The organism is uncultured Fluviicola sp. (genome assembly GCF_902168135.1).
GTDB lineage: Bacteria > Bacteroidota > Bacteroidia > Flavobacteriales_D > Crocinitomicaceae > Fluviicola.
Genome location: NZ_CABHOL010000024.1, coordinates 35,577 through 57,218 on the forward strand (window position 1 = coordinate 35,577; position 21,642 = coordinate 57,218).

Genomic DNA, 21,642 nt, shown 5'->3' on the forward strand with positions numbered 1-21,642 from the left:
TATTTCGAAAAACAGGTATTTGTTGCGATTTGACAACTTAAAGAATACATTTGTCATTAATAAGTTGACAAAATTATAATTAGCGACTTGATTGGTTAACTCAATAGTATGCTCATTTCCACAACCAGTTTAATCCAAAAAGATTTCCCGAAAATCCGGCACGGAGATTCCATTGTGCAATTGGGTTCCTGTTTTTCTACCAATATGACCTACTGGTTTAAAAGAGCTGGTTTCCGGGTGCTGGATAATCCGTTGGGCGTTATTTTTCATCCGGTTCCTTTGGCGAAGCAAATCTTATTGGCTTTCGGAAAAGCAGAACCTGGTGAGTTTGTTCAAAAAGAAGATGTGTTTGTAAGCTATGATGCGAGCAGTTCGCTTTACTCCATGAGTTCGGCAGGATTGGAGGAATTGATGAAGGACCAGCTGCAGGTTTTGAGAACTTCCTTGGAAGAAGCTAAATTGTTGATAGTGACACTCGGTTCAGCTCACGGTTATCGGTTGAAAGAATCCGGAAAATTGACTGCGAACTGCCACCAACAACCGCAAACTTTGTTCGATAAGGAACTAACTCCGGCAGAAGAAATGACTGCTGAATGGGATTTGGCTCTAAAAGAAATACGAAAGGTAAATCCGGAAATTCAAATTGTTTTTACTGTAAGCCCTGTGCGCTATATCCGTGATGGACTGATGGAGAACTCATTGTCTAAATCAGAGTTATTCCGCTTGGTTTCTCTGTTAAAGCGTAACTCAGTAAATTATTTCCCGGCCTTTGAATTAATCAATGATGTATTGAGAGATTACCGGTATTTTGAAACGGATGGTGTTCATCCTTCAGAACCTGCAACAGCATTCGTTTGGGATTTTCTCAAAGAGGAACTTTTCTCGATTCAAACACTTGAGCTAATAGACGAAGTGATGAAACTTCGCAAGATGGAAGAGCACCGTTTGTTGTACCCGGAATCTAAGAAAGCAGAGGAGTACTGCAATTTAGTGAAACAAAAAAGGGAAAGTTTCCTTTCCCAAAATCCAGTAGTAGCCTGGTAGAACTATCTTTATTTTAGTTATTCAGTAATACTATTGTTCCGTTATATACTTTCGGTTCACCCGGAAGTGGATTTTTCATCATTACTCTCCAAATGTATGTCGAGTTTACCTGGGCTAATGAACCAGTCTGCATATCTGTACCATCCCAACCATTAGAGGCGTCGTTTGTTTTGTAAAGTACACGCCCTGATTTCGCATCCAGGATTGTTAATTCAAACGCTGTATTTCGCTCAGTCAATGCGTATGGCATAAACCGGTTGTTGCGCGAATCGCTGGAGTTGATATTGAATGAGTTGGCTGCCTGTAAGTTGTATTCTTCCTTAATGGAGATTGTTTTGGTTTCCGAAACCGTACAGCCGTTCAAATCTTTGGAAGTTGCTTTTACGGTAATTTCTTTTCCGGTATAAGGATGAACGATCAGGTTTTCGTCCTGAATTTCACTGTGGTATTTTTCAACGCTCCACTGAACCGGATTCTCTGCCCCGGAAATAGCGAATTCTACAGAAGGCACACCATTGTTGTAAAGGATAGTCTGATCTGCGCTGATGTAAAGCTTATTATTTGGTTTGTTAACCGTGATTGTTTGGGAATTTTTCCCGGATACAACCTCAATTCCACCTTCTGAAGTGGCAGTGAAAGTTCTTTTTGAACCTCCTTTGATCAATTGTGTTCTGTTGTTCTGAATGACCGAAATTGTCAATGTTTCATTCGGATTCGTAATCTCTATCTCATCACCGATACACAAGTTTGTTTGTTCTAAGTGAACAGGCAGGTATGTGACTTTCGGATTGTTATTGTTTTCTTCTGTCGGAGTTTTTACTACGTATGGGATGCTTTGGTTGGAAGCATTCTTCTGAGAAGAGACCTCTTTTGAACTTTGAGTAATGTGATTTACTTCAGAATTCTGATAATTGGTGTGTTCAATTGGTGTTGACTGAGTAACGGCTTCCGCTTGTTTTTCAGCCTGTGGAGTGTTTGTCTGAGGGTTGGGATTATTTGTTGTGTTCAAACGGTCTTCATTGGATGAACCTGTTTGAGGAGTGGTCGTATTTTGACTAACTACCGGAGTGGTTTCCTTGGTCTTTTCGGTTGATTCCGATTGGGAATTCAAGGTGAAAAACAGGGCAGAACCAACCAGTACAGTACCAATTGAAGCTGCAACCCACCATTTACGATAGAATGGAGAAGGAGTAGAGCCGTCTAAACGCTTAGACAAGGATTCCCACGCTGCCTCATTGTAAGGCAATTCATGGTTCTCGAGTGACTCTTTTAATATCTGTTCAATGTTTTTCATTGAGCGATTTTTGTAAATTTCTGTTTCAAATAATTCTGAAGGTTCATTTTGGCTTTTGCCAGGTTCGACTTCGACGTTCCTTCACTGATTTCCAATATTTCCGCAATTTCTTTGTGCGTAAATTCTTCCATCACATACAAGTTGAATACTGCTTTGTAGGCCGGTGAAAGCTTGTTGATGGCTTCCATTGCTAATTCTGCCTTTAACGTGGTGATCTCCCAATCTTCCCCGAATTCATCTTCTTCGGGAATGTATTTGAAATCATTGTCGTTATCGCTCAGCATCCAGTCTTTTTTAGACTTTCGGATCGAATCAATGGCACAGTTCACTATGATTCTTCTCATCCAGCCTTCAAAGGACCCTTTCTTGTCGTAACCTTTAATATGTTCAAAGACCTTTATAAAACCTTCTTGTAAAACTTCCTGGGCCGAGTCTTTATCGCGAATATACCGTTGACAAACCACCAGCATTTTCCCGTAAAACCTCTTAAATAATTGTTCCTGAGCCCTCCTGTCGGATGACTTACAGCCTTCAATTATATCTTCTAATTCCCAATTCTGCTTCACTGTATCAACTCAATAACGAAGGATGGATTGCATGGTTGCCTTCCAATCGGGTTCAAATGTTGAAAAGTTCAAAAAAATTCCAAAATTTAAACCCTGCGCCGATGCTAAAGCTTTAGCGCAAGCATTTTGAACCTTTTGAACACATTTTGAACCTGTCTGTTTACAAATAACGTCATTTTACTGCTCAAAATTTGCAACACGGGCAAAGTTTTATTCTTAAATTCGTTGCGATTTATAGCAATTAGTTATCATTTTAATCATAAAACAATGAAAGTAACGGTAGTAGGTGCAGGAGCTGTTGGAGCAAGCTGTGCGGAATACATCGCAATGAAGAACTTCTGTTCGGAAGTAGTTTTGGTAGATATCAAAGAAGGATTTGCCGAAGGAAAAGCAATGGACTTAATGCAGACTGCATCTCTTAATGGGTTCGATACTAAAATTACAGGTACAACAGGAGATTACAGTAAAACTGCTGGTTCTCATGTAGCAGTTATCACTTCTGGTATTCCAAGAAAACCGGGAATGACTCGTGAGGAATTGATCGGAATTAACGCAGGTATCGTGAAGGATGTTACTGCGAACCTGGTAAAACATTCTCCGGAAGTAATTATTATCGTTGTTTCCAATCCGATGGATACAATGGCGTACCTGGTGCACAAAACTTCAGGTCTTCCTAAGAACAAGATCATCGGAATGGGTGGTGCATTGGATTCAGCACGTTTCAAATACAGATTGGCTGAGGCATTGGGAAGCCCTATTTCTGATGTAGACGGAATGGTAATCGCTGCACACAGTGATACAGGAATGCTTCCGTTATTGAGCAAAGCAACAAGAAACGGTGTTCCTGTAACAGAATTCTTATCTACCGAAAAGCAAAATTATGTAGTGGAAGAAACGAAGGTAGGTGGTGCTACATTGACTAAATTATTGGGTACTTCGGCTTGGTATGCACCGGGAGCGGCAGTTTCTGTAATGGTTCAGGCAATTGCTTGTGACCAGAAGAAAATGATTCCTTGCTCTTTGATGCTGGACGGTGAGTACGGACAAAGCGATATCTGCTTAGGTGTTCCTGCAATTATCGGGAAGAACGGAGTAGAGCAGATCGTAACCGTAACACTTACTGATGAAGAAAAAGTGAAGTTTGCTGAGGCTGCGAATGCTGTAAGAGAAATCAATGGAGATTTGAAATACTAATCAGATCAGATTATAAACGAAGGGGCGTATCGGTTTAACCGATACGCCCCTATTTGTTTGAATTACTAGTTGAATCAAGGTCCTTCAATAGCTCCTATATCCGGAGGAGAACCTCGAAAGACTCCATTAATATCTTGTGCAGTCGTATATGCAGGATTTGTATTTCCGGTGTTGTTTATACTTGAAGAACTTAGGAAATTGAAATCATCCCCGTTAGGATCCACAAAATTGGGGTTCGAATTGTTGCAGAAGATAAACATGGGATTGCTCAGGTTGTTCTTCAGGATAACCGAATTCCTAAACTTAAAATTCAGCACTAACCCGCCTGGCTGTATCGTATCGATAGCCAAATGTTCGCCGCTGCTTCCGTAGATCACACAGTTGTTGAAATTGGCATTGGGTATTTGTGCTACAAAAGTTCCTTGTGAGTTGCTGTAATAATTCGAGATTCCCACAGCCGGAGTAGTACCTTCACCCGTTCCATACCCCAGGAAATCACATTGGTTAAAGGTGAAATCCGCTCCTTGCAGTACTAATAAGGAATGAACACCGGTACTGTGAACGAGCACATTTTCCCCGTATACTTTTGGACCGTCAAACAGGAACAATCCATAACTGGCGGCATTGAAAATCTCCGTATTCGAAATCGTTAAGGTGTTTTGATTGAATGCCTGATCACGTGAATCCATATGAATACCTGCAATGGAGTTTTTAATGACTGCATTATCGATCATGGAAGGACGTGCCTGATGCATATAGATTCCATAGTATTGACCCGGAACATCTTTGTAAGAAGCTTCCAGGCGGTCTCCCTGGAAAGTTACTTTATTATTATAATCGCCGTCGATATTCAACGTTCCTTTATAATTGAAAAGCATCGCACCTTTGTGCAGGTAAACATTTGTTCCGCCTACGATGTTGAGTGTTTTTGCCGAATCTATATAAGCACGGTTGAAGATCACATGCGGCTTGTCATTTGGCCAGGTTCCTTCATTGATATCCAGGTTGCCCGGGGCGGAATAATGGTAGTACATATCTTGTCCCCAGACCACTAAATTCACATATTGATCTTCTCCGTTGGTAGTAAATCGTACGGAATCCTCTACGATCACCGGAAGGTTTTGACCGTTGACGCTCAATTTTACTTCCACAAAACAGAATAAACTGTCACCGGAAGGAATCTCTACATCTGTAAAAGTTGTTCCCTGAACTCCGTCGAGATTTAATTTGAACTTGGAAGCAGAACCGCCCATCAATTGAACGTTGCTGATTTTTAAAGCTTTGCTTTGAAAATTATAAATTTTGAAATACTTGGTAGTAGAGCCTATTGTTGTGAAAACAGTGTCAAAAACAACGGTGTCCCTGGAAAAGGCCAAATTGCCATCCCCGAACAGGTTTTTCTTTTTACACGAAGAATTGCTCAGCGAAAGAGCGGCTAAAATTGCGATTCCAAAAAAGAGATTGAGTAATTTCATCATGACAAAAATAACGAAAGTGCAATACATTTATTTTTTTTGTTGTGAATTAAAAAGTTTGATTATCTTTGCAAACCATTTTTGAATAAGAATAATTAAGATTAACAACATATGAAAGCAGGTATTCACCCGGAAGATTATAGATTAGTAGTGTTTAAGGACATGACGAATGAGTATGCATTTTTGTGTCATTCTTCTGCAAATACTTCAGAAACAATTACTTGGGAGGATGGAAATGAGTATCCATTGGTAAAATTAGATATCTCTCACAAGTCTCACCCGTTCTTTACAGGGATTGTTCAGTTCGTGGATACTGCAGGTCGTATCGATAAATTCAACAATCGTTACGCGAAATACAAAAAGTAATTTCACACTCGAAATAATAGCCCCGACATTTATCGTCGGGGTTTTTTTATGTCTTTTTTTTAGAATGCAGCAATTATTTGCGACAGATACGCTGCTGTTTTAAACCTTTTTTAAGGATTTAAGGCTCTTTTGGTATACCTTTAAATCGTTAGATGGTTATATTTGTATCATGAGTTCACTGCAGGTTAAAGTTTTAGTTCTATTTATTGTTTGTGCTTTTAATTACGTCCGTGCCGGTTCGATTGATGATGCATTTAAAGCCCTGAGCCAATTCAATTATTTCGAAGCGAAAAAGCAATTTGAAAAATCATTGAAGTCCAATGAATCTGCAGCAAACTATGGATTAGCAGTTATTTATTACCGTACAGATAATCCATTTCACCAGCTTGATTCTGCGTATGCAACAATTGTGCGTTCCGAAAAGGCTTATGGTGCCATGAAGGATAAGCAGAAGGAAGCGCTTAAAAAACACAACTTCGACTATGCGGCGATTGAAAACCTGCGTAAAGATATTTCCAGCGGACTTTATAAAGAGGTGTTGAAAAATCCTTCGGAAGAAGCATACGATTTGTACCAAAAAAACAATCCCTGGGCTGCCGAATACCAGAAAGCCGTCTTTTCCCGGGATTCAATAGGGTACGTAAAGGCTAAGAATGCCAACACCTCTGCTGCTTTTGACTTGTTCCTGAAAAAGTACCCGGAATCTGATTTTAAAAAAGAAGCACTCAATAATTTTTACCGTTTGCAGTATAAGGAAAATACAGATGGAAAGACAATTTCTTCTTTTTTAAGTTTTGAAAAACAATTTCCGGAGAATCCGTATGTTGCTGATGCACAGGATCAGGTCTATAACTTAAGTACCGCAAGGAACCAGGTGAAAGATTATGATCTGTTTATCAAAACGTTTCCGAAAAACAGGAACGTTGAAAATGCCTGGAGAAAATTATACCAGTTGTACATGTCCGATTATTCGATGGAGCGATTGGAGAAATTCCAAATGGAATACCCGAATTATCCCTACAAGGATGAGATTACGAAAGATAAGAAATTGGGATCTCAGCAAATCATTCCCTATAAAAATGCAGGACAGTTCGGTTGGATGGACCTGAACGGGAATATTGTTATTCCGGCCCAGTACAGTACCGTTGGTTTCTTCAAGGAAGGATTGGCATGGGCTGAGAAAAGCGGGAAATACGGATTCGTCAATAAAGCAAATGAAATCGTTATTCCTTTCAAATTTTCCAGTGCGAATGATTTTGATAAAGGAAGAGCGATTGTGCGGGTTGATGAATTGTTTGGAATTATCGATCGTTCGGGGGCTTACATTGTCGAACCGCAATACAAGGATATCGGTCAGTTCTCAGAAGGATTGATCTATGCTTTGAAAGACAGTTTATACGGTTATTTTGACGGTTTGGGGTATCCGCGGATTCCGGAGCAGTACGAAGAAGCTTTCTCTTTTTCCGGGGGAATGGCAAAGGTTACCTTTAAAGGGCTGGAAGGATATATTGATGCATTCGGTTCATTCAAAGTAAAACCTTTGTACGAATCTATCAATCTGTTTGGTGATTCTGCAATTGTTGTTGAAGGGGATGAGTCTGCAAAACTGGCTACTTTCCAGGGAAATGAGATCAAAACCATTCCGATTGAAGAAATCGGACCTCTGGTTTCTGACAGGGCGTTGGTGATTTCTGAAGACAAGATCGGTTATCTCGATAAAAGAGGTCAGACAATGATACCCGCTACTTTGGATTACTTTACGAATGCACGATCGGAAGGAGAATTCTCCGGAATGTATGCGAAAGCTTCGAAGGCTGGTAAGTTTGGGGTCATAGATCGATTCGGGAAACCGGTTATTCCGTTTACCTATTCCAAATTGGGAGCCGTTTCCAATTTAATTGCCTTCGAAAAAGCCGGAAAATGGGGGTTCATCGATTTACAGAACAAACCGGTTATTCCGCCAATGTATGAAGCAGCAGAAAGTTTCAAATCAGGACTTGGTGTTGTTCAAATGCTTACCCTCAAAGGAGCGATCAATGCCAAAGGAGAAACAGTTATTCCGGTTGAGCATACAACGATCAAACCACTGGACGATACTCATTTCATCGTTTCGTTGGGGGCTTTTTACGGAATCTACACCAATAAAGGAAAGTTGGTTGTTCCTCTGGAATATGTCAATATCCGAAAAGTACAGGACGATTTCTACATCCTGACAAAGGGTACGGAGCTGCATTATTTTTACGTTCCGGAAAATAAATTGATCAAACCAAACCTGGAATAAATGTCGGGGTTGAGGAACTTTATTCGCTCGCTGGTTCCGCAAAGGATTCTGAATGCTTATCGTGAAAGAAAGAAAGATAAGCAGCGTAAGCTGATCCGTGAACAGGAGTTGAAAGGAGAAGGATGGACGTTTACACAGTTGTTCCAACAAATTCAGGCTTGTGGGATAAAATCAGGAGATTCCGTGTTGGTTCACAGCAGTTTTTCAAAGATCGGTTTTGTAGCAGGCGGCCCGCGAATCATTGTTGATGCACTTTTGGAAGCCATTGGTGCGGAAGGCAACTTGCTCATGCCTAGTTCCCCTAATCCCGGATACCAATTGGATTATATCCGAAATTTAAACCAATTTGATGTTCTGAACGATCCGTCCAAAATGGGGGCGATCACCGAATATTTCAGGAAACTTCCCGGAGTGAGACGTTCCGAAAGTCCCACAGAACCGGTTTGCTGCTACGGACCGAAAGCGGAATGGTTTACGAGCGGACATTTGGGAGAAGAAACACCGTATACCAGGAACAGCCCTTTTGCACGATTAGCAGAAGCAAACGGCAAAATCCTATACATCGGAGTCACTTTGGACAATGCGGGAACATCCCTGCATGTATTGGAAGATGCCGTTCCTGATTTTAAATACCCGGTTTATTACCCGGAAGTATTTCATGTTTCGGTAAAGCGGGAAGACGGGGAAGTTGTTCCCGTTTCGGTGAAAGTCCACAACCCGGAACAATCGGCAAAGCGCAAGTGTGATGGATTATTGCCGATGTTTGAGGCAAAAGGAGTGATGAAGCGTGCAGTTATCGGAAATGCGCCGACCCTGGTATTTGATGCTTCCAAAATGCTGGAAACCATGATGGATGAATATCAGCAAAACGGAGTAACCATGTATACTCCCTCCGGATCATAAGATTTATTGATCTCTAATTCGCATCCCGATAATTATCGGGACGGCATTAGTAATTATATGCAGGCATTGCTATTTTTGTAAAACCAAAAACAAAAGAACATGTCAAACAGAAACTGGACAAGTATCAAGTCTTATACAGATATCAAATTCGAATTCTTTGAAGGAATCGGAAAAATCACGATTAACCGTCCGAAAGTGTACAATGCCTTCCGTCCGGAAACGAACATGGAGATGCTGGATGCGTTGGAAATTTGTCGTGAAAGACAAGATATCGGTGTGGTTGTTTTAACCGGAGAAGGCGATAAAGCATTTTGTTCCGGAGGTGATCAGAACGTGAAGGGAGTAGGAGGCTACATTTCTGAAAATGGAGTTCCGCGTTTGAACGTACTGGATGTACACAAATCAATCCGGGCTTTGCCAAAGCCGGTAATCGCTATGGTGAACGGTTATGCAATCGGAGGAGGTCACGTACTTCACGTAGTTTGTGATTTAACGATTGCTTCAGATAACGCACGATTCGGGCAGACGGGCCCTAAAGTAGGAAGTTTTGATGCCGGTTTCGGTTCGTCTTTCCTTGCAAGTCATGTCGGACAGAAGAAAGCGCGTGAGATTTGGTTCTTGTGTGAGCAGTATACGGCAGATGAAGCGGAAAAAATGGGAATGGTCAATAAGGTTGTTCCATTGAAAGATTTGGAAGATACAACTGTGCAGTGGTGCCAGACTATCATGAAGCGTTCTCCGTTGGCAGTGCGTATGATCAAAAGAGGTTTGAATGCGGAATTAGACGGACAGAGAGGTTTGATGGAATTCGCTGGAGATGCTACTTTGATGTACTATTTAATGGAAGAAGCACAGGAAGGAAAACGTGCATTCTTAGAAAAAAGAGAGCCGAATTTCCAGCAATTTCCTAAATTTCCTTAACAAGTTCAAACGATCAAAGAGTTCGAAAAGTTCAAAGAGTTCAATGGGTTTAACCTTTTCAACTTTTGAACATTTGAACCTTTAATAATGAAATTATTAAAGAATGGCACTTTTAGACATCGAAGCTGATTTTCAGCGCATTTTTGGATTTAGTTTAGCAGAAGGCAAGCAGTGGCTGGTGAAATCCGGAACGAACCTGATTTTCGCTGTGATTATCCTGTTGGCCGGTTTTTGGATTGCTAAGTGGGTTGGGCGTTTGGTGGTGAAAATACTGACGCGGGGGAAGGTAGATGCCGGTTTGGTAACCTTCCTGTCGAGCTTGTCCACCATTGTGTTGAAGATCCTGGTGATTGTGACGGCAATTACCCAGCTGGGAATCGAAATGACTTCTTTTGTAGCAATCCTTGGAGCTGCAGGTTTGGCAATCGGTATGGCGTTCTCGGGAACACTTTCCAATTTTGCCGGAGGAGTGATGATCTTGTTGTTCAAACCATTTAAGGTCGGTGATGTGATCTTAACCCAGACTCTGCAGGGAACTGTAAAGGAAATTCAGATTTTCTATACTTATCTGCATACTTCGGATAACAAGGTGATTGTAATCCCGAATGGTCCGATTGCAAACGGTCCGCTTACTAACTTTACGAAAGCCAATGTGCGAAGGGTTGACTGGTCCATTCCGATTTCATACGGAGATGATTTTGTAAAAGCACATCAATTAATCCTGAAATACTTGTCGGAGGATAAGCGCGTGAAGAAAGATCCGGCACCTTTTGTTGCTTTGGGAGAACTGGGGGCTTCTGTAATGATCACCGTTCGTGCCTGGGCCAAAACAAATGATTACTGGGATGTTTACTATGAGTTGAACAGAAGGGTTTACGAAGAGTTTTCCAAAGAAGGGTTGAATCTGACTTCCCCGCAGGAACACGTGGTTCAAATGCAACAAGCAAAAGCATGACAGATTTAAAGCAACATCCGATCATTCAGCAATATATCATCTGGAATCGCTTCGGAGATCTACTGGGGATGGATTTTGAAGTCGTCGAAAAGGGACATGTGATCTACAAAATGGCGATTACAAAGGATCATTTGGCGACCCCATTTGCTGCTCACGGCGGTTCTGTAGCGGCACTGATTGATGCTGCGCTTGGAGTAGCGTGTTTGACGGAAGTTTGTGAAGACATGAAAGTGGTTTCGACTGTTAATCTGACGATCTCTTATTTAAATCCGGCTCACAAAGATGATTTGCTGACTGCCGACGCAAAGGTCACAAAATCCGGGAAGCGTATTTTGTTCGTGGAAGGAAAAGTGAAAAACCATAAAGGAGAATTGGTAGCTACGGCTTCGGCTACTATGAACGCATATCCGGTTTCGAAGATCAGCGAGAAAGTGTTTTGAAAATTATGAATTATCAATAAAAAAGACTTGATAATTGAGTCATTTATAATTGATGATTTCCCAAAGTTTCACCGTCTCAACAGCTTCTTTCACATCGTGTACGCGCAGAATATCTGCTCCTTTATTGAGAGCAATGGTGTTTAAAACAGTGGTTCCGTTCAATGAATCCGCTGGATCTGTTTCAAGGGTCTTATAGATCATTGATTTCCGCGAGATACCAACTAAAATAGGACATTCGAACAGTTGAAAAGCTTCAAGGAATGAAAATAGTTCGAGATTTTGTTCGCTGTTCTTGGCAAAGCCAAAGCCAGGATCAATAATAATATCGTTAAGTCCGGCCGATCTTGCTCTTTCAAGCTGTGTTCCCAATTCAACGATTACATCACGAAGAATGTTGTCGTAGCGGTTCAATTTAGCCATGGTTTGCGGTGTTCCGCGCATGTGCATCAATACATACGGAGCCCTGTGTTCTGCTGTAATCGAAAATAACTCCGGGTTGATCAGTCCGCCGCTGATGTCATTGATCAGATGAATACCTTGTTCAAGGGCATAAGAAGCAACCCCGGATTGAAAAGTATCAACACTGATTTTTACTTCCGGGTAGGTTTCCAGCGCATAGGCTATTGCGAATTTAATCCGCTCAATTTCCCCCTGTTCGGAAATGTGCTCAGCACCCGGCCGGCTCGAGTAACCTCCTATATCTAACCAAGTTGCACCGTTCTTCACATGCAGGTCTATGAGTTTTTGCTGTTTTTCAATGGTCGTACTTCTGCTGTCCGGGTAGAAAGAATCCGGCGTACAATTGACGATTCCCATCACCTGCGGGGTGGAAATAGTGAATAACTTACCGCGGATGTTTAGAACCCGTTCTCGTGAAAAAGTTGTATTTTCAGACCTTAAAAATTCCATACTTGCATAGATGATACAAACATCGGAACAATATCAACACATCGTACAGGGTTGTAGAGAAATTTTCCTTAAAAAAACCATCGATTACGGAACTTCCTGGCGGATTGCGCGAGCGAGCAGTTTAACGGACCAGATCTTCATAAAGGCAAACCGAATCCGGACCATACAGGAAACAGGAGAGAATAAAGTAGGGGAAAGTATCGAAGGTGAATTCGGAGCAATGGTGAATTACTGTATCATGGCAATTATTCAGTCCCGTTCAACAGATAAAATGGGGCTTGAACTAAGTGCCGAGCAAGCGGAAATCTTGTACGACCAGGTTGCTTTGGAAGCTTTTCAGCTGATGGAGAAAAAGAACCACGATTACGGGGAGGCATGGAGGGATATGCGGGTAAGCTCGTTGACCGATATGATCCTTATGAAGCTGTTGCGAATCAAGCAGATTGAGGATAATGGAGGGAAAACGATCGCATCGGAGGGAATTGAATCGAACTATTTTGATATTCTGAACTATTCTATTTTTGCTTTAATACACCTCACCCTTTAAACTTTTGGTTTCTATGAAAACTACACGAACCATTTCAGGACATTCACTACCACTCAATGTCCTGTTTGTTATCTTAAACCTTGCCGGATTAACACTTACAACAATGGGCTTTCACGATCATTTTGAAGCTCAGAAATTGTTATTCGTAAGCATCGGTCTTGTCTTGATGCTGTTTTCTGCAGTAGCTTTGATCTTCTTCAAGGGGAAATTGATGATTGCTACTGTTTCCCGCGTTATTGTTGGAAGTTTGTTTCTCGTTTCCGGATTGATCAAGGCAAATGACCCGCTTGGATTTTCCTATAAGCTGGAAGAATATTTTGAAGACGGTGCATTGGCTTACCGGATCAAAGAGTTTTTTGGTACTCCCGGCTTCTCCCTGGAATATTTTATTCAGCATGCGCTGGTACTTTCGGTGATCATCTGCATTGCTGAGATCGTGTTGGGAGTTTTGGTATTGATAGGAGGGAAAATGCGCCTGGTGAGCTGGTCATTGGTGATCCTGATGCTGTTCTTTACATTCCTTACCTGGCACACGTCTACCTGTGATTCAAAAACGAAATTTACAGACCGCGATACCTATTCATTGGCTAATGCTAAAGAAGCATCACTTGCAGATACAAAAATCGAGGAAGCCAAAACGAATAAGGATATTAAGATCATTTCAAAGAATGCCAATGAAGTGGTCGTTGAGGAACTAAAAGCGCCTCAGTGTGTAACGGATTGCGGCTGTTTCGGAGATGCAATGAAAGGTTCCGTCGGAAGATCCTTAACTCCGAAAGAATCCCTCTGGAAAGACATCGTATTGCTTTACCTGGTTATCTGGATCTTTGTCGCTCAGGGAATCATCAAACCGAATAATGTGCGCCAAAACTGGATTTATGTTCCGGTTTCAATGCTGTTGATTGCCGCATTATCCTGGGTATTCGATTGGTATTTCCCGATAATCTTCTCATTGATAGCTATATTGGCTGCTTTATGGATTTACCGTTTCCGGAATAAACGGATCGGGAACCATTACAGCTCGGCACTGATTGTTACATGCTTATGCGGAATTTTCATTTGGTATGTCCTGAAATATGATCCGTTGCGCGATTACCGATCATACGCAGTTGGGAATTACCTGCCTGATTTGACTAAAAACGGAGATCCCGGTAAATACCAAAGCCTGCTGGTTTACAAAAACATCAAAACCGGCGAGAAAAAGGAGTACGACGGTTCTAGCAAAGAATTTATGGCTTCCAAGATTTGGGAAAAGACGAATGAATGGAAATACCTGGAAATGATCAACAAGGAAATCATCCCGATGAGGCTTCCTTCCATTGATACGGCGCAATTCAATCCGTCGAGAAGCATTAAAGCCTTGTCGGAAGACGAGCTGCAGCTGGATGCAGTGAAAAAACAACTGAAGAATACCCGAGTAACCGGACTTCGTTTGGAAGATAAAGTGACTATGGAACGAACAGAGATTCCGGAGATAGAATACAACGTGGAGTCCTATCCGCCTGATACCTATACAATCCTGGATACCATTGAGGTGGAAAACCCGGAATTGTCCGATGTAAGTATCCGTAAGTTCTTGTTTACCGCACCAAAAGTGATTGTTGTTTTCTCCAAAAACCTGAAAGAGTTTGATTTGGCGCATCTGAACGAAATCAAGTCTATAGCAGCGTCTGCTAAAAAAGCGGGTGTTCCTTTCGTAATGGTAGTTGGTTCGGGAGATGAGGAGATTGCCGCATTTAAAAAGAAACACAACCTGCATGTACCTTTCTTTATCAATGACGGAATAGAATTAAAAGCCGTTTCACGTGCAAACCCGGCATTGATGGTATTGAAACACGGACGTGTAAAAGGAAAATATACCGGTAATTCGTTACCGACATTTAATTGGATTCAAAGTAATTTATTAGCAAAATAACATGCGCTCAAAAATTGTAGCCGGAAATTGGAAGATGAATTTGTCTCAAAGCGAGGCAAAAGAATTGTGCAAAGAAGTAAACAACATGAACATTGGTTCGGAGATAGAAGTCTATATTTTTCCGCCGATGTTGTATGTGAGTGACTGTAAAGCACTTTCTACGAATATAAAAGTAGGAGCTCAGAATGCATACCCGAAAGATACCGGTGCTTTTACCGGTGAGGTAAGCATGTGGCAGTTGAAAGAAGCCGGTATTGAAGCGGTTTTGATAGGTCACTCCGAAAGAAGGGAATATTTCAACGAAGACCATGCATTTCTAAAACAAAAACTGGATGCGGCGTTGGTTCACGGCATCAGGCCTTTCTTTTGCTGTGGCGAACCTCTTGAAATCCGTGAAAACGGTTCTTTTTTGGACTATGTTAAAAAACAACTGGAAGAAAGCGTGTTCCACCTTTCCGCAGCTGATTTTGCAAAAGTAGTACTCGCATATGAACCTATCTGGGCAATTGGAACGGGTAAAACAGCAAGTACAGAGCAGGCAGAAGAAATGCATGCAGCTATTAGATCGTGGATCGAAGAGCGCTACGGAAAAGAAATTGCGGTTAATTCTGCTATTTTATACGGTGGAAGTTGTAACCCTGGCAATGCTCAGGCGTTATTTGCATGCGAAAATGTAGATGGAGGATTGATCGGAGGGGCGTCTTTGAAAGCTGCTGATTTTTCCGTTTTAGTAGCTGAAGGAACATGGACTATTTTGAATTAACAGTTAATATTGAACCCAGAGATCCCTGGTCGGATATTCTTGTAGCCGAGTTGGCCGAATTCGGATTTGAAAGTTTTGTGGAAACAGAAACCGGAATCCAGGCATATGCTCCTGTTCAAATTGGCGATGTTTCCTCCATTTTGGAAGAAACCTGTATCCATAACAATGCAGAAATTAAAGTCGACTGGAAATTGGAAGAAATTCCTCACCAAAACTGGAATGCAACCTGGGAAGAATCATTTGATCCGGTCCTGGTGGATTCGCGCCTGGCAATTATTGCACCTTTTCACGATGCGAAAGACTTTCCAAACAGGGAGTTGATCGTGATCCAGCCGCAAATGTCTTTTGGTACCGGACATCACCAAACTACTTACCTGATGTCACAATTCCTGCTTGATTTACACTTACTTCCTGAAAGAGTATTGGACATGGGAACAGGAACAGGGGTATTGGCGATTTTGGCAGAGAAACTGGGAGCGAAAGATATTTTGGCCGTTGATATAGAACCCTGGTCGGTGGAAAATACGCTTGAAAATGCCGAACGCAACGGCTGCAGTAAGATCCGCGGGCTTTTGGGTGATATCGATTCCATCGCTGAAAATGATTTTGGTGTGATCCTTGCTAACATCAACAAAAATGTTTTGAAAAGGCATTTATCGGATTACGCAAAACTATGTTCAGATAACGGTTTGCTTTATTTAAGCGGTTTCTTCACATCCGATGTGCCGGAGCTGGAAGATGCAGCCAAAAAAGCAGGTTTTGAATTAGTAGAAGTAAGAGATAAAGAAACGTGGGCTTCCATGAAACTTAAAAAAAAGTAGAACTATGAAAAAATGGGGATTCATTTTAATTGTACTGGTGTGCGCTGTAAATTCATTTTCTCAGTCCTATCCTGAAGACAGAGAGAAATTTGTAAAAACGATCAGTTCACTCACCAGTGATTATTTGGATAAAGAACAGAAGGACTTCCTGAAAGATGAGTTTTCTGTTGCGCTGCTTAAATCAACGGATTTTCCGGATCAGTATTTCACAAAGATGGTTGCAACAGCCAATCTAATGGAAAGCAAGCGTTTAAAAGTTTATCCGGAGATTTACAATTATGTGTTTTCCGTTTATTCATTCGTAAAGAACAAACAGCCCGAATCTTCATTTACTGCCTGGCACAGTTCGGTAGATAAGCTGCTGGATGCTAAGAATATTAATAAATTCAAGGATTTTATTGAGACATCTGCCGGATTTTTCTCCAAAGGAATGCTTGCAAGTTCGTCCAATGAAGAATGGTACTTCTACGGTTCCTATGTTTTTGAATTTACCGATAAACCGATTATTAAATTTACGAACGGACGCCTGGTTTGCGGTTTCCCGAATAGAGGAGCGAAAAGAGATGAACCCCGTTTTATAGACTCGCTGGTGGTTTACAATACCAACGGAACATATGATCCGGCGTTGAAAAAATGGATCGGACAGGGTGGAAAAATCGATTGGGTGAAAGTCGGGTTAAAAAGCAATGAAACCTTCGCTGAATTAGGAAATTACGACGCCTCGCTGAAATCTAATTTTATTAAAGCTGATACGGTTTCATTAACCAGTCCGTTCTTCCCCGGAAAAAAGGTAAAAGGAACTTTGAATGAACGTGCTTTCCGCGTCATCCGTGAAGCAGACCGCAATTATCCGCAATTTATTTCATTTGAGAAAAAGCTTTCCATTAATAATGTTCTTCCGGATATGGATTATGTGGGTGGTTTCTCCTTACAGGGAGCAAGTGTCGTAGGGCTTGGAAATGCTACCGAACTCGCGCAGCTGACCATTAAAAAAAACGGAAAGAAATTCATGGTGGCAAAAACACAATACATTGCCATTGAACCCGCGAGAATTGTTTCGAATATTACCCAAACGACCTTGTACGTCGGGGAAAAAGATTCGATTACGCACCCGGGAGTAGGATTCGTTTATACGAAAGATTCGAATATGGTGGAGTTATCGCGTGGGAAATCAGGCGTACTGCAATCTCCTTTTACGGATTCTTATCACCAATTGGAATGGTATGTTCAGAAAGTAGTGTGGAAGCGCACAGGAACAGATTTACTATTTACCTATGAATTCGGAACAAGCCAGGAACAACGGATTGCGCGTTTTGAATCCATGAATTTCTACGATGGAAGATTATATGATCGTCTTCAGGGAATGGAACAAGTGCATCCGCTTGCTTCTTTGTACAATTACTGTTATAAATACGATGAATTTACACTGACGGAAGGAAAAGCTGCAACTGCTCTCGGTAAGACTGTGGACCAGGTGAAAACACAGCTTCTGGATTTGGCATCTTATGGGTTTATCAGCTATGATACGGAAAATAAAATTGTTAAAGTCAACCAGAAAACAAAGGTGTTTATTGAGTCGCGGGCGGGTAAACGTGATTATGACAACCTGATCTTTGTTTCCGATATGCGTCCGAAACCGAAATTCTCACCGGAGCAGCTGAAAGATAACCCGGCGCTTCAGAAAGTTGCGTCACAGGATTCCGTTTTGGCAATCAAAAGAAGAACCATGCCGAATTTCGGTTCCATGAACCTGGGTACAATGGAAATTGCCCTGGAAGCAGTGGACCGCGTTACCATTTCGGATGCTCAGGGATCATTTGTTTTGCCGGATAGAGCACAGGTGAAAATCAATAAGAACAGAGACTTTAAGTTTTCCGGGTGGGCCTCGTCCGGTAAATTCGAGATCCATACCCTGGAGGCAAATTATGCATACGATGCGAATAAGATCAACCTGATCAGAACAGACAAAAGTTATTTCCGTGCAAAACCACTTTCCCAGGCAGACGGGAACAGATCAATTGCGTTGGGATCTGCATTAAATGGAATTGTGGGAGAAATTATTGTGGATGACCCGACGAACCGTTCCGGAATGAAAAAGGAAATCACGAAATACCCGATCTTAAAATCCACGAAACCGTCGAAAGTGTATTACAACCAGGAAGAATTGTTTAAAGGAGCTTACGATTCCGCACGCTTCTACTATACCTGTATTCCTTTTGAAATGGATAGTTTGGATAATTTCTCCGAAAAAGCGTTCCGTTTGAAAGGAGAATTGGTTTCCGCTGGCATTTTCCCGGTGATCAAGGAAGATTTGAAGATTATGCCGGATTACTCACTCGGATTCAGTACAGTAGCTCCCCCGGAAGGACATGTCTTCTACGGGACAAAAGCAATGTATAAGAACAAGATCGTTCTGTCCAATAACGGGTTACAGGGAGCCGGAGTCATTAATTTCGTTCATTCCATTTCCGATTCTAAAGCATTTACCTTCTTACCCGATTCAACCCTGGGTTATGCCAAGTTTGAGAACAAACCGGTGGAAGCAGGTGTCCAATTCCCGGATGTAAAATCTCCGGATGCATTTATTACCTATGTTCCAAGACAAAACGTATTGAAAGCTTCTTCTACGCAGGAAAACGAATTGGTTTTCTTTAACGGTGAAGCGAAAATGAAAGGAACAGCAATTGTTCAGCCTACCGGAATGACCGGGTACGGAATTATTTCCATGCAGAAAGCAAACCTGGGATCTGATAACTTTAAATTCAAGCGCTACGATATTGATTCGGATACTTCTGTCTTTCAGTTGAAAAACCCTTACCCGGAAGAGGGGGAAAGCCCGCTGGCATTCTCTTCCAACAATGTCAACGCTCACATTTCCTTCAAGGATAGAAAAGGGGACTTTAAATCGAATGACGGGGAAGAACTGAAAGTTTTCCCGGTAATCAAATACGCAGCGAAAGTAGATTTATTTACCTGGCTGATGGATCAGGACGAAATGGAATTGTCTAAAAAAGGCGGTGGAAACAGTTCAGGGGATATCAATATCAATACCGATCTGAATCTTGCACAGCCGAATATGTTCTCCATCCATCCGGACCAGGATTCCCTGCAGTTTGCAGCTCCGAAGGTGAAATTCTCCATGAAGAAAAAAGTATTGTATTGTTCCAATACAACTTTTATTGATGTAGCGGATGCACGTATTTACCCGGACAGCGCAAAAGTGACAATTCACAAGAATGCAGTGATGGATCCGCTTTTGAATTCGAAGATCGTAGCCAACTACGTAACGAAGTACCACACCTTCTTAAATGCAAATACGACCATTTCCGCACGTAGAAAATATACTTCGGAAGGAGATTACCCGTATTACGATGCAGATTCGGTTAAAACACTCATTCATATGGATAAGATTACCGTTGATTCAACATCACAGACAGTTGCAACAGGAACGGTAAAAAGTGAAGCCGGATTTAAGTTGAACAAGTATTTTGATTACTACGGGCCGATGAAGATTAAAGCGGCAAATCCATTGATCAGCTTTACCGGAGCAACTCGTATTAACCACAACTGTGAGAAATTTGCGAAGAGCTGGATGTCGTTCTCAGCAGAAATTGATCCGAAGAATATCCAGATCCCGGTTACACCGAATATGAAAACGTTGGACGGACAGGCAATTGCCGCGGGTATCGTTTGGAGAGACTCCCGTCAGAAAGACTCAATTCGTTTGTACCCGACATTCCTTTCTTCGCTGGAAGATCCGAATGATCCGATCTTTATTACAGCTACCGGTGTGCTTCAATACGATTTCACATCCAAAGAATTCCAGATCGGACCGAAGGAGAAGTTGTTGAACCGCAATGAGCCGGGGAATTTCATTTCCCTGCATACGGAAAGCTGCTCCATGAACGGGGAAGGAAAAATCAATATGGGAATGGATTACGGTGATGTCACGGTAGACGCCATCGGAACGGTTTCTTATAACCAGCAGAGCGGACAAACGGAAGTAAATGCTACATTGAAATTGAATTTGCCGATGGACAAGGGCGTTTGGGAAAGTGTAGGCCAGCGCATTGTGGATTACGAAGGATCAAAACCATTGTCGTTCGAAACAACCAACATCGAGCAGGCCCTGCTAATGTGGAGCGACCGTAAAACGGCAGATAAGATCAAATCCGATTATACCCTTTCCGAGGATAAGAAAGTGAAGCGTTTGCCGGATGAACTGGAAAAATCGATCGTGATTACGGGTGTTCGTTTGAAAAACATCCCGATGACTAAAGATGTGCGCGGTTTGATGTCGAGCCTGGAAGGAGCAGCAATTGTGAACTTCTACGGGAAACCGGTGATGAGACAAGTAGTATTCCGCGGTGCATTTGAGCAGATCTATTCTCAAAACGGTGACCATTTCACGATGATGATGCAGGTTCCGGGCGGACCGGATTACCTGTTTGATTACTCCATGTTGAAACGTGACGGTACCTTGAATATCATCACCAGTGATTCCGAATTGGCTAATTCGATCAATGCAATTAAAGAAGACAAGCGCAAATCAAAAGGATTCTTGTATCAAATCTCAACAAATAGCGTGTATTTAGGCAAACTAAATGCTATTTTTGAATAATGAACTGGACTGATTTTTTATGGGCTATACCTGCATATTTTTTAGGATCGATACCAACCGCAGTTTGGGTAGGTCGTGCAAAATATGATTTAGATGTAAGAGAACACGGAAGTAAGAATGCAGGAGCAACGAATACTTTTCGCGTACTTGGAAAAAAAGCAGGTAGAGTCGTTCTTACTATAGATATCTTAAAAGGAATGCTGGCAGTACTGTTACCATATTTTGTACTGCCAGTTGAATTTTCCGATCCGCATTTAACACACATTCAGCTGGTCGCTTCTTTCATGGCTGTTTTGGGGCATGTTTTTCCCGTTTTTGCAGGATTTAAGGGCGGAAAAGGGGTGGCAACTTCTTTGGGAGTGATCGTCGGGTTACAGCCTGCTGCCGCAGCTATCTGCCTGGTTGTTTTTTTAATTGTCTTTATTACATCTCACTATGTTTCTTTGGGATCAATCAGTGCAGCCATAGTCTTTTCAGGTTGTTTGTGGTTATTTCCCATAAATACGTACGCTTTGCCTATCTTTGGGTCATTGTTGGCGTTCATTGTGATTTTTGCCCATCGTAAAAATATCAAGCGATTATTGGATGGAACAGAAAGTAAAATGAACCTTTTTAAGAAATAAGCGT

Annotated in this window: 18 protein-coding genes; 14 read left to right on the forward strand and 4 right to left on the reverse strand. The window is 41.8% G+C overall.

Annotated features, from left to right (window positions below; translation table 11 throughout):
* Positions 1-108: 108 nt before the first annotated feature.
* A complete protein-coding gene (locus QZT69_RS09565; protein WP_294673474.1) occupies positions 109-1,044 on the forward strand; it encodes a GSCFA domain-containing protein in 936 nt (311 codons plus the stop codon).
* A gap of 13 nt (positions 1,045-1,057) precedes the next feature.
* On the opposite strand, the gene QZT69_RS09570 is transcribed toward QZT69_RS09565, so the two are convergent.
* Both QZT69_RS09570 and QZT69_RS09575 read right to left on the reverse strand, forming a co-directional pair.
* Entirely contained in the window at positions 1,058-2,338 is a 1,281-nt protein-coding gene (locus tag QZT69_RS09570; protein WP_294673476.1) for a hypothetical protein, read from the reverse strand.
* Positions 2,335-2,904 carry an RNA polymerase sigma factor gene (locus tag QZT69_RS09575; RefSeq protein WP_294673478.1) on the reverse strand — a complete coding sequence of 190 codons (570 nt, stop codon included), beginning with the start codon at positions 2,902-2,904 and terminating at the stop codon, positions 2,335-2,337. The genes QZT69_RS09570 and QZT69_RS09575 overlap by 4 nt, the downstream gene beginning before the upstream one ends.
* Positions 2,905-3,171: 267 nt before the next feature.
* Here QZT69_RS09575 and QZT69_RS09580 point away from each other — a divergent pair, with 267 nt between their 5' ends.
* Positions 3,172-4,098: a malate dehydrogenase gene (locus QZT69_RS09580; RefSeq protein WP_294673480.1), complete on the forward strand. Its 927-nt coding sequence runs from the start codon at positions 3,172-3,174 to the stop codon at positions 4,096-4,098.
* Between the two features lie 74 nt (positions 4,099-4,172).
* Here QZT69_RS09580 and QZT69_RS09585 read toward each other — a convergent pair whose 3' ends face one another.
* The gene (locus tag QZT69_RS09585) at positions 4,173-5,576 is read right to left on the reverse strand and encodes a right-handed parallel beta-helix repeat-containing protein (RefSeq protein WP_294673482.1); all 1,404 of its coding nucleotides are present in this window, start codon (positions 5,574-5,576) and stop codon (positions 4,173-4,175) included.
* A 108-nt stretch (positions 5,577-5,684) separates the two neighbouring features.
* On the opposite strand from QZT69_RS09585, the gene QZT69_RS09590 reads away from it, so the two are divergent.
* The 6 genes from QZT69_RS09590 (at position 5,685) to QZT69_RS09615 (ending at position 11,439) form a co-directional block, all read left to right on the forward strand.
* Entirely contained in the window at positions 5,685-5,939 is a 255-nt protein-coding gene (locus QZT69_RS09590; protein WP_144334052.1) for a type B 50S ribosomal protein L31, read from the forward strand.
* Between the two features lie 169 nt (positions 5,940-6,108).
* Entirely contained in the window at positions 6,109-8,220 is a 2,112-nt protein-coding gene (locus QZT69_RS09595; RefSeq protein ID WP_294673485.1) for a WG repeat-containing protein, read from the forward strand.
* Positions 8,221-9,123, forward strand: coding sequence for an AAC(3) family N-acetyltransferase (locus QZT69_RS09600; protein ID WP_294673487.1), 903 nt, complete (start codon positions 8,221-8,223; stop codon positions 9,121-9,123).
* A gap of 99 nt (positions 9,124-9,222) precedes the next feature.
* Positions 9,223-10,044 carry a 1,4-dihydroxy-2-naphthoyl-CoA synthase gene (gene menB / locus QZT69_RS09605; RefSeq protein ID WP_294673489.1) on the forward strand — a complete coding sequence of 274 codons (822 nt, stop codon included), beginning with the start codon at positions 9,223-9,225 and terminating at the stop codon, positions 10,042-10,044.
* Between the two features lie 103 nt (positions 10,045-10,147).
* Positions 10,148-10,999 (forward strand): mechanosensitive ion channel domain-containing protein, encoded by an 852-nt coding sequence (locus tag QZT69_RS09610; RefSeq protein ID WP_294673491.1) that lies wholly within the window; start codon positions 10,148-10,150, stop codon positions 10,997-10,999.
* Complete coding sequence (locus QZT69_RS09615; protein WP_294673493.1) at positions 10,996-11,439, forward strand: PaaI family thioesterase; 444 nt, start codon at positions 10,996-10,998, stop codon at positions 11,437-11,439. Before QZT69_RS09610 ends, QZT69_RS09615 begins: the two co-directional genes overlap by 4 nt.
* A gap of 39 nt (positions 11,440-11,478) precedes the next feature.
* Here QZT69_RS09615 and folP read toward each other — a convergent pair whose 3' ends face one another.
* A complete protein-coding gene (gene folP / locus QZT69_RS09620) occupies positions 11,479-12,348 on the reverse strand; it encodes a dihydropteroate synthase (protein ID WP_294673495.1) in 870 nt (289 codons plus the stop codon).
* 10 nt (positions 12,349-12,358) lie between these two features.
* Between folP and QZT69_RS09625 the strand changes: the two genes are divergently transcribed.
* Genes QZT69_RS09625 through plsY form a run of 6 tightly spaced genes read left to right on the forward strand, consistent with a single transcriptional unit; the run spans position 12,359 to position 21,638 of the window.
* Positions 12,359-12,895: a DUF1599 domain-containing protein gene (locus QZT69_RS09625; RefSeq protein WP_294673497.1), complete on the forward strand. Its 537-nt coding sequence runs from the start codon at positions 12,359-12,361 to the stop codon at positions 12,893-12,895.
* 13 nt (positions 12,896-12,908) lie between these two features.
* On the forward strand, positions 12,909-14,810 hold the full coding sequence (locus tag QZT69_RS19175) for a MauE/DoxX family redox-associated membrane protein (RefSeq protein WP_367242135.1): 1,902 nt from the start codon (positions 12,909-12,911) through the stop codon (positions 14,808-14,810).
* A gap of 1 nt (position 14,811) precedes the next feature.
* On the forward strand, positions 14,812-15,573 hold the full coding sequence (tpiA, locus tag QZT69_RS09635) for a triose-phosphate isomerase (protein WP_294673499.1): 762 nt from the start codon (positions 14,812-14,814) through the stop codon (positions 15,571-15,573).
* Positions 15,555-16,394 (forward strand): 50S ribosomal protein L11 methyltransferase, encoded by an 840-nt coding sequence (gene prmA, locus QZT69_RS09640; protein WP_294673501.1) that lies wholly within the window; start codon positions 15,555-15,557, stop codon positions 16,392-16,394. Before tpiA ends, prmA begins: the two co-directional genes overlap by 19 nt.
* A 4-nt stretch (positions 16,395-16,398) precedes the next feature.
* Positions 16,399-21,015, forward strand: coding sequence for a hypothetical protein (locus tag QZT69_RS09645; RefSeq protein ID WP_294673503.1), 4,617 nt, complete (start codon positions 16,399-16,401; stop codon positions 21,013-21,015).
* Positions 21,015-21,638, forward strand: a complete 624-nt coding sequence (gene plsY / locus QZT69_RS09650; protein ID WP_294673505.1) for a glycerol-3-phosphate 1-O-acyltransferase PlsY — start codon at positions 21,015-21,017, stop codon at positions 21,636-21,638. The genes QZT69_RS09645 and plsY overlap by 1 nt, the downstream gene beginning before the upstream one ends.
* Positions 21,639-21,642 lie beyond the last annotated feature (4 nt).

Bases quoted from the DNA above. Each gene is read 5' to 3' on its own strand.
- QZT69_RS09565 (WP_294673474.1), top strand. From the start codon at position 109: ATGCTCATTTCCACAACCAGTTTAATCCAAAAAGATTTCCCGAAAATC.
- QZT69_RS09570 (WP_294673476.1), bottom strand. From the start codon at position 2,338: ATGAAAAACATTGAACAGATATTAAAAGAGTCACTCGAGAACCATGAA.
- QZT69_RS09580 (WP_294673480.1), top strand. From the start codon at position 3,172: ATGAAAGTAACGGTAGTAGGTGCAGGAGCTGTTGGAGCAAGCTGTGCG.
- QZT69_RS09585 (WP_294673482.1), bottom strand. From the start codon at position 5,576: ATGATGAAATTACTCAATCTCTTTTTTGGAATCGCAATTTTAGCCGCT.
- QZT69_RS09590 (WP_144334052.1), top strand. From the start codon at position 5,685: ATGAAAGCAGGTATTCACCCGGAAGATTATAGATTAGTAGTGTTTAAG.
- QZT69_RS09595 (WP_294673485.1), top strand. From the start codon at position 6,109: ATGAGTTCACTGCAGGTTAAAGTTTTAGTTCTATTTATTGTTTGTGCT.
- QZT69_RS09600 (WP_294673487.1), top strand. From the start codon at position 8,221: ATGTCGGGGTTGAGGAACTTTATTCGCTCGCTGGTTCCGCAAAGGATT.
- menB (WP_294673489.1), top strand. From the start codon at position 9,223: ATGTCAAACAGAAACTGGACAAGTATCAAGTCTTATACAGATATCAAA.
- QZT69_RS09610 (WP_294673491.1), top strand. From the start codon at position 10,148: ATGGCACTTTTAGACATCGAAGCTGATTTTCAGCGCATTTTTGGATTT.
- QZT69_RS09615 (WP_294673493.1), top strand. From the start codon at position 10,996: ATGACAGATTTAAAGCAACATCCGATCATTCAGCAATATATCATCTGG.
- folP (WP_294673495.1), bottom strand. From the start codon at position 12,348: ATGGAATTTTTAAGGTCTGAAAATACAACTTTTTCACGAGAACGGGTT.
- QZT69_RS09625 (WP_294673497.1), top strand. From the start codon at position 12,359: ATGATACAAACATCGGAACAATATCAACACATCGTACAGGGTTGTAGA.
- QZT69_RS19175 (WP_367242135.1), top strand. From the start codon at position 12,909: ATGAAAACTACACGAACCATTTCAGGACATTCACTACCACTCAATGTC.
- tpiA (WP_294673499.1), top strand. From the start codon at position 14,812: ATGCGCTCAAAAATTGTAGCCGGAAATTGGAAGATGAATTTGTCTCAA.
- prmA (WP_294673501.1), top strand. From the start codon at position 15,555: ATGGACTATTTTGAATTAACAGTTAATATTGAACCCAGAGATCCCTGG.
- QZT69_RS09645 (WP_294673503.1), top strand. From the start codon at position 16,399: ATGAAAAAATGGGGATTCATTTTAATTGTACTGGTGTGCGCTGTAAAT.
- plsY (WP_294673505.1), top strand. From the start codon at position 21,015: ATGAACTGGACTGATTTTTTATGGGCTATACCTGCATATTTTTTAGGA.